Annotated in this window: 9 protein-coding genes; 3 read left to right on the top strand and 6 right to left on the bottom strand. The window is 69.6% G+C overall.

The window, feature by feature from the left end; translation table 11 throughout:
* Positions 1-301: 301 nt before the first annotated feature.
* The 3 genes from E8A74_RS03820 to E8A74_RS03810 are packed head-to-tail and all read right to left on the bottom strand — an operon-like array spanning position 302 to position 3,212.
* Entirely contained in the window at positions 302-952 is a 651-nt protein-coding gene (locus E8A74_RS03820) for a LolA family protein (RefSeq protein WP_136927518.1), read from the bottom strand.
* Positions 952-2,418: a C45 family autoproteolytic acyltransferase/hydrolase gene (locus E8A74_RS03815; protein WP_136927517.1), complete on the bottom strand. Its 1,467-nt coding sequence runs from the start codon at positions 2,416-2,418 to the stop codon at positions 952-954. Before E8A74_RS03815 ends, E8A74_RS03820 begins: the two co-directional genes overlap by 1 nt.
* Before the next feature lie 11 nt (positions 2,419-2,429).
* Positions 2,430-3,212, bottom strand: a complete 783-nt coding sequence (locus tag E8A74_RS03810; protein WP_136927516.1) for a glycosyltransferase family 2 protein — start codon at positions 3,210-3,212, stop codon at positions 2,430-2,432.
* A 96-nt stretch (positions 3,213-3,308) separates the two neighbouring features.
* Here E8A74_RS03810 and E8A74_RS03805 point away from each other — a divergent pair, with 96 nt between their 5' ends.
* Positions 3,309-3,914 carry a 5-formyltetrahydrofolate cyclo-ligase gene (locus E8A74_RS03805; protein WP_136927515.1) on the top strand — a complete coding sequence of 202 codons (606 nt, stop codon included), beginning with the start codon at positions 3,309-3,311 and terminating at the stop codon, positions 3,912-3,914.
* 264 nt (positions 3,915-4,178) lie between these two features.
* Positions 4,179-5,609 (top strand): FG-GAP repeat protein, encoded by a 1,431-nt coding sequence (locus tag E8A74_RS03800; RefSeq protein WP_170228835.1) that lies wholly within the window; start codon positions 4,179-4,181, stop codon positions 5,607-5,609.
* On the opposite strand, the gene E8A74_RS03795 is transcribed toward E8A74_RS03800, so the two are convergent.
* On the bottom strand, positions 5,554-5,883 hold the full coding sequence (locus E8A74_RS03795) for a PilZ domain-containing protein (protein ID WP_136927513.1): 330 nt from the start codon (positions 5,881-5,883) through the stop codon (positions 5,554-5,556). The genes E8A74_RS03800 and E8A74_RS03795 overlap by 56 nt on opposite strands.
* A 98-nt stretch (positions 5,884-5,981) precedes the next feature.
* On the opposite strand from E8A74_RS03795, the gene E8A74_RS51845 reads away from it, so the two are divergent.
* On the top strand, positions 5,982-6,158 hold the full coding sequence (locus E8A74_RS51845) for a hypothetical protein (protein WP_170228834.1): 177 nt from the start codon (positions 5,982-5,984) through the stop codon (positions 6,156-6,158).
* 10 nt (positions 6,159-6,168) lie between these two features.
* Here E8A74_RS51845 and E8A74_RS03790 read toward each other — a convergent pair whose 3' ends face one another.
* Together E8A74_RS03790 and tyrS are read right to left on the bottom strand one after the other, a co-directional pair.
* Entirely contained in the window at positions 6,169-7,242 is a 1,074-nt protein-coding gene (locus E8A74_RS03790; RefSeq protein ID WP_232379358.1) for a hypothetical protein, read from the bottom strand.
* The gene (tyrS, locus tag E8A74_RS03785) at positions 7,190-8,416 is read right to left on the bottom strand and encodes a tyrosine--tRNA ligase (RefSeq protein ID WP_136927511.1); all 1,227 of its coding nucleotides are present in this window, start codon (positions 8,414-8,416) and stop codon (positions 7,190-7,192) included. Before tyrS ends, E8A74_RS03790 begins: the two co-directional genes overlap by 53 nt.
* Positions 8,417-8,434: the final 18 nt, after the last annotated feature.

The following is an 8,434-nucleotide window of genomic DNA, read 5'->3' as shown; positions in this document are numbered from 1 at the left end:
GCTTGGCCTCGCAATACGCTGACGTCGACCTCCACATCTCGCCCTGCTTCGGGGTTTGTCCAAGGGACATGGCCCCGCATTACACCATCCCGCGATGGTTTGGTAGAGAAAAACACCAGTCACCTAGACGGTGATCCCCGGCCGTACCCAGGGTACCACCCACGCTGCTGCCCCGGTGAACCGTGGAGCAAGCCGCGAGCGCCCTTCGACCCGCAGAGTATCGACCCGCGCGGAGGGGTCCATGTTCACGGGCTGGAGGGCGCTCGCTGCGTTTCTCAGCACCCTGCTGGGGAGGGGTTCGTCAGCTCTTCGGCGGCGTCATCTTCGCCGGGTCGACGGTGACGTCGCGCTTCAGCTTGCCGAAGCGAATGACGCTCTGGTCGCCGGTCTGCTCCTCGATCGTGACCTCGCTGATCGTCCACAGCTCGATGCCGAGGCGCATTTCGAGGCGCTTGACGTGCTTTTTCACGTCCTCGGCGCGCGGGACGGCGCGAAGGGTGATTCCGTCTTTTTTGCTGGGGATGCTGAGGTCGTAACGGCCGCGGAGTTTCTCCAGGTCGCCGCCCATCAAAATCAAGAGATCACCGAGCACCGCGCCGAACCGGCCCGCCGCGGCCTTGCCGACGCTCGCCGCGCCGCGCGGGGTCGCAAAGGAAAACCCCTCGGGGCCGACCCAGTACGTGACCGCGTCCGGGGGCAAGAGCTCCCAGCGCAATCGGTCGGGGCGAACCAGGGTCATCTCGCCGGCGCTCTTCACGGTCGTCGCGAGCAGGCCAATCGTGCGTTCTTGCTCGAAGGGACCGACGAGCGTCTTGAGATCCGCGCGCGCCTTCGTGATCCGGCCGAGGACCTCGGAGACCTCGTCGGCATGGGCCTCGGCGGAATACGACGCGGCGGCGAGGAGCGCGCCCGAGGCGGCGAGGGCATTTCGCAAGAAATCACGTCGATCCATCAGAGCTCTCCATGATGCGGCTTGCCCGCCTTTTCCCAGGCTTCGTAGGCCGGGGACCGGTACAGCGGGTCCTCGGGGGCGGTGACGAGCGGCTCGTCGTCCTTTGGTTCGTAGCCCGATTCGAGGAGCCGGGCGACGTCGAACCGCACGAAACGGCCGAGCAGGTGCGGGCCTTCGCTGACCCAGAGGACACGCGCCGTGGTGTCCATGACGACGGCGTGCGTGGCGATGAGGGCGTCGAGGGAGCGGCGATGGCCGATCGGGAGGTCCACCCCGCCGAGGCCTTTTTTGTCGCGCAGAACGCCCATCACGTGTTCGACGGACGCGGCCGGCGGGAGATTCTGAAGGAGCTCGTCGAGGCGCTCGCGGCGCGGGCGCGTGGACGTCGTGGACTCGACGCGCTTGTTCGCGGGATCGTTCACGAGCGGGCCTTCGAGGTGGTTCGTGAGCGGGACCTTTCCGCGTCCACGACGGACGTGGATCGGCTCACCCGGGGCGCGCTCGACGATCGCGACGTCGCCCTTGGCGTCGGTGAGCATGATGAGGTGCGAGACCATGGGCGACCGATCGCGGAGCAGGTCGATGGCCTCGGCGGTGGTGCGGGCGCGGCCGAGGAGGTCGCGCGTGGTGTGGACGACGGGCTCGCCGACGTTGCGCGGCTCGCGGGCGCGGGCGCCGTGGACGACGAGCGCGAGGCCCTCGGCGTTCATGCCGCTGACGGCGCCGATGAGGCCGGGCCAGGCGACGGAGGCGTACGGAATGCGGTCTTGCTCGCGGACGAGGAAGACGGCCTTGCCCGTGTCGAAGATGCTACCGGCCTCGAAATCGAAATTGCGGGCGAGGACGGTGTGGCCGTCCTCGAAGGCGCCGTCGCCGAGGGCGAAGCTCGTGCAGCCGATGAGCGGCGAATGCTCGAAGGAGAGGGCGATGTCGTAGAGGGAATGCAAAAAGACGAAGCGATGGTAGGTCGAGAGGAAGCCGTCGTACGGGTCGGGCGAGAAGCCGCGGGCCTGGGCGGCGATCTCGCGCCGTCGTTCGTCCTGCATTCCCTGGTCGACGTGGCGGAATTCGAGGCGGCTCAGGTCGACGAGCAGCCAGCGCAAGGGCGGGACGGGGACGTAATGGCTGAACTGGTCGTAGAGCGTGCCCTCGTTCTCGACCATTTCGCGGTAGAGGAGGCGCGAATGCTGGTGGCCGATCTCCTCGGGCGTGCCGGCGAGGCGGACTTCGAGGATCGCGCCGCGCTTTCGGGCATACGCAGGGCCAAGGACCCGCAGGCCGGGGCGCGCCTCCACGGCCTCGCCGGTCGTCTGGGCAAGGGCGGGGGGCTCGATCCGCGTGCCGGCGAGGATGGAGACGTGGGCGAGGCCCGGGACGACGACGAGGAGGACGAACGCCCAGAGGAGGCGCCGTTTCCAGCGCGCGCGGGGCCGCGGGGCGGGTGTCTTCGGGCCTTCGTCCGTCACGGCGCCTCGGATCAGAGCTCCCGGGCGCTCTCGCGCGGGGTGTCCCGCGAGGGCCGCGAGGGTTTGGCCGAGGGCACGGACGGGGTCACTGGGGGAATCGTGGCGGGGGCGAGCCTCGATTCGGCGAGGGTGCTGACGACGCGGAAGACGATACGCGCCGGGTCCCGCACGCTGTGGAAATGGGTGATGCGCTCGTGCTCCGGCGGATACACGACGTCCATGGGGACCTCGACGATCCGCACGCCCGCGGCAATGGCGCGGAGGATGATCTCGGCCTCGAACGCATACCCGTCGTCCCGCGCGCCGAGCGAGAGCGTGGTCTGGAGGGGATACCGGCGCAGGCCACATTGGGTGTCGGCGAGCGGGCGGCCGCTGAAGAGCGAGAGGAAAAAGTTCGAGATGCGGTTCGACATCTGGTTCGCGCGCGGCGCGCCGGCGCGGACGAGGTCACGCACGCCGAGCACGAGGGCGCGCGGGTCGGGGTCGACGAAGGCGATGCGGTGCGCCTCGGCCGGCGGATGCTGGGCGTCGGCGTCGAGCGTGACGGCGACGTCGAAGCCGCGCCGCAAGGCGTGCATCATGCCGGTGCGGAGGGCCGCGCCCTTGCCGCGATTGTTGGGGTGCGCGAGGACGGTGGCGCCGGCCGCGCGGGCGAGGTCGGCGGTGCCGTCGGTGGAGCCGTCGTCGACGACGAAGACCGCGGAGGGCTCGGGCCAGAGGGCGCGCGTGGCGCCGACGACCTCGGCGACGGTGCGGGCGGCCTGATAAGCGGGGATGATCGCGCAAGGACGCATCGGTTCGAGAACCGTTACCACGGCGAGCGCGTGTCGGGGAGCGCCACGCAGGACACCGGCGTGCGCGCGGCGGACGTTCGGGGTAGGGTGGCGGCGATGGAAGACTTCGATCCCGAGGCGCTGCGGGAGCTGCGTTACCGCGCGAAGGGCGTGCTGCGGCAGCGGATGCGTGCGCTCCGGAACTCGATCCCGCGCGAGTCGTTGGCCGAGCGGTCGAGCAAAATTCGGGCGGGTCTGCTCGGGCGGCCGGAGGTCACTGCGGCGCGGACCATCGCGCTTTTCTGGCCGATCGTGAAGCGCGGCGAGGTGGACCTCAGGCCGCTCGTCGCGGAGCTCGAGGGGCGGGGCGTGCGTGTGGCATTCCCCTCGATCCACCCGGAGACGCGGGTGATGACGTTCCGGGTCCCGGCCGACCCCGCGGCCATGGAGGAGCACGGGCTTGGCTTTCAGGAGCCGCTGCTCACGGATCCGGAGGCGCTGGAGGTCGACGTGGTGGTGGTGCCGGCGCTCGGGGTGGACGGGGAGGGAAATCGGATCGGGTATGGGGCGGGGTATTACGATCGAACCATTCCACGGTTCTGCCCGCCGGGGGTCGCGATTGGCGTGGTGTACGATTTTCAGGTGTTATCGGAGGTGCCGGCGACGGAGGGGGATGTGCCGCTGCCGGTCGTGGTGACGGACGAGCGTGTGATCGAGGTCTGAGGCGCGGATGTCTCCGGCGGAAGGGGGGGCGCGCGCCACGATCTTCGGTGAATCCGGCGAGTCGGGTGGTCACGCGCGCTGCGTGGTGTAAACCTAGCGCGTTTTGATTTCCAGGAATCACGCGCGGAGCGCCCGCGCGCGATGCGGGGGGAACACATGCGCATCAATTCTTCCGTGCTGTGCGGCGGGATCGTCCCGCTTTTGTGGCTCTGCGCCGGATGCGGGTCCGACGGGGCCGAGCGCACCGGAGTGTCGGTCGATTCGTTGGAATGGAAAGAGGGCGCCAAGCTCGTGGCGCCCGAAGGGACGAAAGAGGCGAACTTCGGCGTGTCGATCGCCATCGACGGAGATATCGCGATCGTCGGGGCGCACGCCGACGATGGGATCGCCGAGAACGCCGGCGCCGCGCAGGTCTTCGTGCAAAAAGACGGCGTTTGGGTCCCGGAGCAGAAGCTCGTCGCCTCCGATGCAGAGGCGACGGATGGATTCGGCTACGCCGTGGCGATTTCGGGCGATATCGCGATCGTCGGCGCGCCGAACGATACCGACCAGGCCGAAAACGCGGGCGCGGCGTACATCTTCGTGCGAGAAGGCGGCGTCTGGAAGGAGCAGCAGAAGCTCGTCTCACCCACCCCGGAGCTCATTGGCTCGTTCGGCACGTCGGTGGCGATTTCGGGCAACCTCGCGCTTGTCGGGGCGAGCCGCGAGGACGGGCTCGGCTTCGATTCCGGCGCGGCGTACATCTTCGTTCGGGACGCGTCCGGGAAGATGTGGGGCCTGCAAAAGAAGCTCTTGCCGGCGGACGGGACGCCGAGCCATTTCGGCGCGTCGGTCGCGCTCTCGGAGAACGCCGCGGTCGTCGGGGCGCCGCGGGACAACGCCGGGATGCCGGTCTCCGTCGGCGCGGCGTACGTGTTCGATCGATCGGAGGGCGCCTGGCCGCTCGAACAGAGGCTCGTGGCGGACGACGCGGCCGAGCAAGACTATTTCGGGCTCTCCGTGGCGATTTCGGGCGATACGGTGCTCGTGGGCGCGGCGGGGGATGACGACGTCGCCGAGGACGGCGGCGCGGCGTATGTCTTTTCGCGGGTGGACAAGGTGTGGGGCGCGCAGCAGAAGCTCGTCCCCTCCGAGGCGGAGAAATTCGGCAGGTTCGGAATGACGACGTCGGTCTCGGGCGACGTGGCGCTCGTGGGGACTTATCTCAGCGGGCCAAACGTCACGGGCGCTGGGTCGGCCTACGTCTTCGTGCGCGCGAGCGATGCTTGGGCCCAGGATCGCCGGCTCCTCGCGGCGGACGGGGCCGACGGCGATTTCTTCGGCCTCGCGGTCGCGGTCTCCGAAGGCACGGCGGTCATCGGCGCGCCGGGCGATGATAACGACAAAGGTGAGAATGCCGGCTCGGTGTATACGTTCGCGGCGCTGGTCGCCTCGGGGGCGAACGGCGCCGGTGGAATGGGCGGCGCCGGCGGCGCGGGCGCCGGTGCGAACGAGGCGACCATCGGCGACGACAGCACGATGATGACGGGCGGATGCGGCGCGTGCACCGCCGTGGGCGGGGGCGAGGAGACGCGCGGGCTGATGGCCGCGATGGTGGCGCTCGGAATGGCGTTTTCCGTCGGGCGGCGGCGCTCGCGCCTCAATGCAAGGGGTCGCCGAGGATCTTCTTCCGATCGAGCTGCTCGGCGAGGGTGAGCCGGTCGGCGTCGTTCATCGATACGAACCGAATCGCCTGCAGCCGGTCCTTCGCCCATATCGGGCGGCCGCGCAGGCGAATCGGTCGGCCCGCGCCGACGTCCAGCTCGAACGCGGTGATCATGCTGAGCTCCCGATCCACGAGGGTCCGCGGCGTTTCGAAGACGAGCCCGCTCACCGAGAGGTCGACGGCGCGGCACGTGTGGCGATGCCCATCCACGATGGCAACCAAGGGATAGTCGCAGAGCGCGCGAGGGCCGATCCGTCTTTCCATGAAGGTCCATCTGCCGCGGTACGTGGAAAAGACGGACCGGGCCAACTTTTTGCCGTCGGCCGAGCGCGGGCTAGGATCCGCGTCGAGGAGGATCCGGAATGCCCACGTGCCGGGAGTGCGAGAACGAGGTCGACGAGCTGAAGACGGTGAAGGTCGGGACCAAGAAGAAGAAGATGTGCGAGGACTGCGCCGACCGCGTCGCCCAGGAAGGCGCGATCGCCGAGGAGAGCGAGGCCGTCGTGCAAGGGATGATGGGCTTCAAGGGGCGGCGGTAAGCGCCGCGCCTCATCGCATGATTTGATCGATCTCGTTCGAGGTCGCGTCCGCGAGCCCCTTCGCGAGCTTCTTCGGATCGAGCTCGACCGCGATCGCGACGGCGTCGGGCGCGTGCGTCGGCAGCGGCGCCGTCACGGGCGCGTCGAGGCCGAGCAGGTGGCCAAACGAGCCCTGCGCGAGGTCCTTCCACGACGCCGCGAGCTCCTCGGAGGCCGCCTCGCCGGTGCGGGAGAAGTCGCCGGCGACGGCGATGGAGAGCAAGATGCCCTCGCGCGCGCTCGGCCTCGCCGCCGCGCCGATCGCGGTGGCGGCGGCGAGCAGGCCCCGCGCGCCCCGCGCGAGCTCGCCCTCGAACGGGCCGAGCGCGAACGCGCGGGCAGGCGCCGGGCCGAGGCGCTCGGCGAGCGCGCGCAAGGACGGGTCGGCGAAGGCGCGTGTGGCGCGGGAGAGGGCGCCGCGCGCGAAGAGGGCGGCGATGCGGCAAGGGCCGCGCGGGATCGAGCCCGCTTGCTGGAAGCAGACGACGTCGGAGCCGATCGCGGCGAAGGCGTGCGCGCCGCGGCCGATCTTGCCGGAGACGCGGACGAGGTCGGGGCGGTCGACGGCGCGCGTCGTGTCGGTGCTCAGGCGGTCGCGGAAGGCGCGCTCGACGGCGCGCGGGTCGCTCGTGTGGCGGAGGATCTCGACGGTCGCGTCGCCCTCGTTCGTCGTGTAGGACGCGACGACGGCCTCGGGCGTCCGGCGGAGATCCACGGCGGTGCCTTTCGCGAAGCGGTCGAAGCGCGCCTCGGAGATGACGGCGCCGACGAAGGGGACGAGCCACGGGATCGAGGTGATCTCGTGGGGATGCACGAGCACGACCCAGCGCAGGCCCGCGAGGGGCAAGAGCCCGTCGAGCGAGGGGACGGCGAGCGGCGGCTCGGGCGTGGCGGGCTTCGTGACGGGCGCGGGCGCGCCGCAGCCGGACAAGGCGGAGGCGAGCGCGGCGAGCGTGGCGGCGAGGAAGGCGCGCCGGCCCGGATCCGTGGCGTCAGCCGACGACGAGGTGCGCGAACTTGCGGTTCTTCGATCCGACGCGGACAAGATACCTCCGGCCCCGCTCGAGCTTCTGTTGCTCGTCGCGCACGACCTCGCCGTCGAGGTGGACGGCGCCGCTCTTCACGAGCCGGAGCCCCTCGTTCGTCGACTTCACGAGGCCCGCCAGCGACAAGGCCTTGGCGATCCAGAGCGACTCGGCCTCGGCGGCCACCTTGATCTCCTCGATGTCGTCGGGCACGCCGCCTGCGGCCACGCTGCGGCGCCGTTCGAGCGCGGCGTCGGCGGCCGCGGCGTCGTGGAAGCGCGTCACGATCTCCTTCGCGAAGATCGCCTTCACCTCGACGATGTTGCGCCCTGCGCGCGTCTCCTCGCGCAGCGCGGCGATCTCCTCGTTCGATTTCGAGGAGAGCAGCTCCATGTAACGCCAGATCACCTGGTCATCGACGAGCATGAGCTTTTGCAGCATCTCGAAGGGCGGCTCGCTCACGCCGACGTAGTTGTTCGCGCTCTTCGACATCTTCAGGCCGACGACCTTGCCGCTCTCGACGCGCGCGTTCGTGCCTTCGAGGATCGGCGTGGTCATCACGATCTGCGCGCGCTTGCCATAACGCGGCATGAGGTCGCGGCCGACGAGTAGGTTGAAGAGCTGGTCGGTGCCGCCGAGCTCGACGTCGTTCTCCAGCACGACCGAGTCGTAGGCCTGGAGCAGCGGGTAGAGGAACTCGTGGATGTGGATCGGCACGTTCCCGTCGAAGCGCTTCGAGAAATCGTCGCGCTCGAGCATACGCGCGACGGTGTACTTCGCGCCGAGCTCGACGATCTCGAAGGGCGAGAGCTTGCCGAGCCACTCGGAGTTGTAGCGGACCTCGGTCTTGTCCTTGTCGAGGATCTTGAAGGCTTGCGCCTGGTAGGTCTCGGCGGCGGCGCGCACCTCTTCGCGCGTCAGGCGCGGGCGGGACTCGCTCTTGCCCGTGGGATCACCGACCATCGCGGTGAAGTCGCCGACGAGGAAGATGACCTGGTGCCCGAGCTCCTGGAACTGCCGCATCTTCTGCATGAGCACGGTGTGCCCGAGGTGCAGGTCGGGACGCGTGGGATCGAAGCCGGCCTTGATGCGCAGGGGCCGGCCTTCCTTCAGGCGCTCTTCGAGTTCGGCGCGGACGTGGAAGTCCACGACGCCCCGGCACAACTCCTCCAGTTGACGCTCGGCGGAAAGCATGGGGCGAACTTTGCCGGA

This window comes from Polyangium fumosum, assembly GCF_005144585.1.
Classification (GTDB): Bacteria; Myxococcota_A; Polyangia; order Polyangiales; family Polyangiaceae; genus Polyangium; species Polyangium fumosum.
This window is presented reverse-complemented; position numbering and strand designations above follow the sequence as displayed.

Bases quoted from the DNA above. Each gene is read 5' to 3' on its own strand.
- E8A74_RS03820 (WP_136927518.1), bottom strand. From the start codon at position 952: ATGGATCGACGTGATTTCTTGCGAAATGCCCTCGCCGCCTCGGGCGCG.
- E8A74_RS03810 (WP_136927516.1), bottom strand. From the start codon at position 3,212: ATGCGTCCTTGCGCGATCATCCCCGCTTATCAGGCCGCCCGCACCGTC.
- E8A74_RS03805 (WP_136927515.1), top strand. From the start codon at position 3,309: ATGGAAGACTTCGATCCCGAGGCGCTGCGGGAGCTGCGTTACCGCGCG.
- E8A74_RS03795 (WP_136927513.1), bottom strand. From the start codon at position 5,883: ATGGAAAGACGGATCGGCCCTCGCGCGCTCTGCGACTATCCCTTGGTT.
- E8A74_RS51845 (WP_170228834.1), top strand. From the start codon at position 5,982: ATGCCCACGTGCCGGGAGTGCGAGAACGAGGTCGACGAGCTGAAGACG.
- tyrS (WP_136927511.1), bottom strand. From the start codon at position 8,416: ATGCTTTCCGCCGAGCGTCAACTGGAGGAGTTGTGCCGGGGCGTCGTG.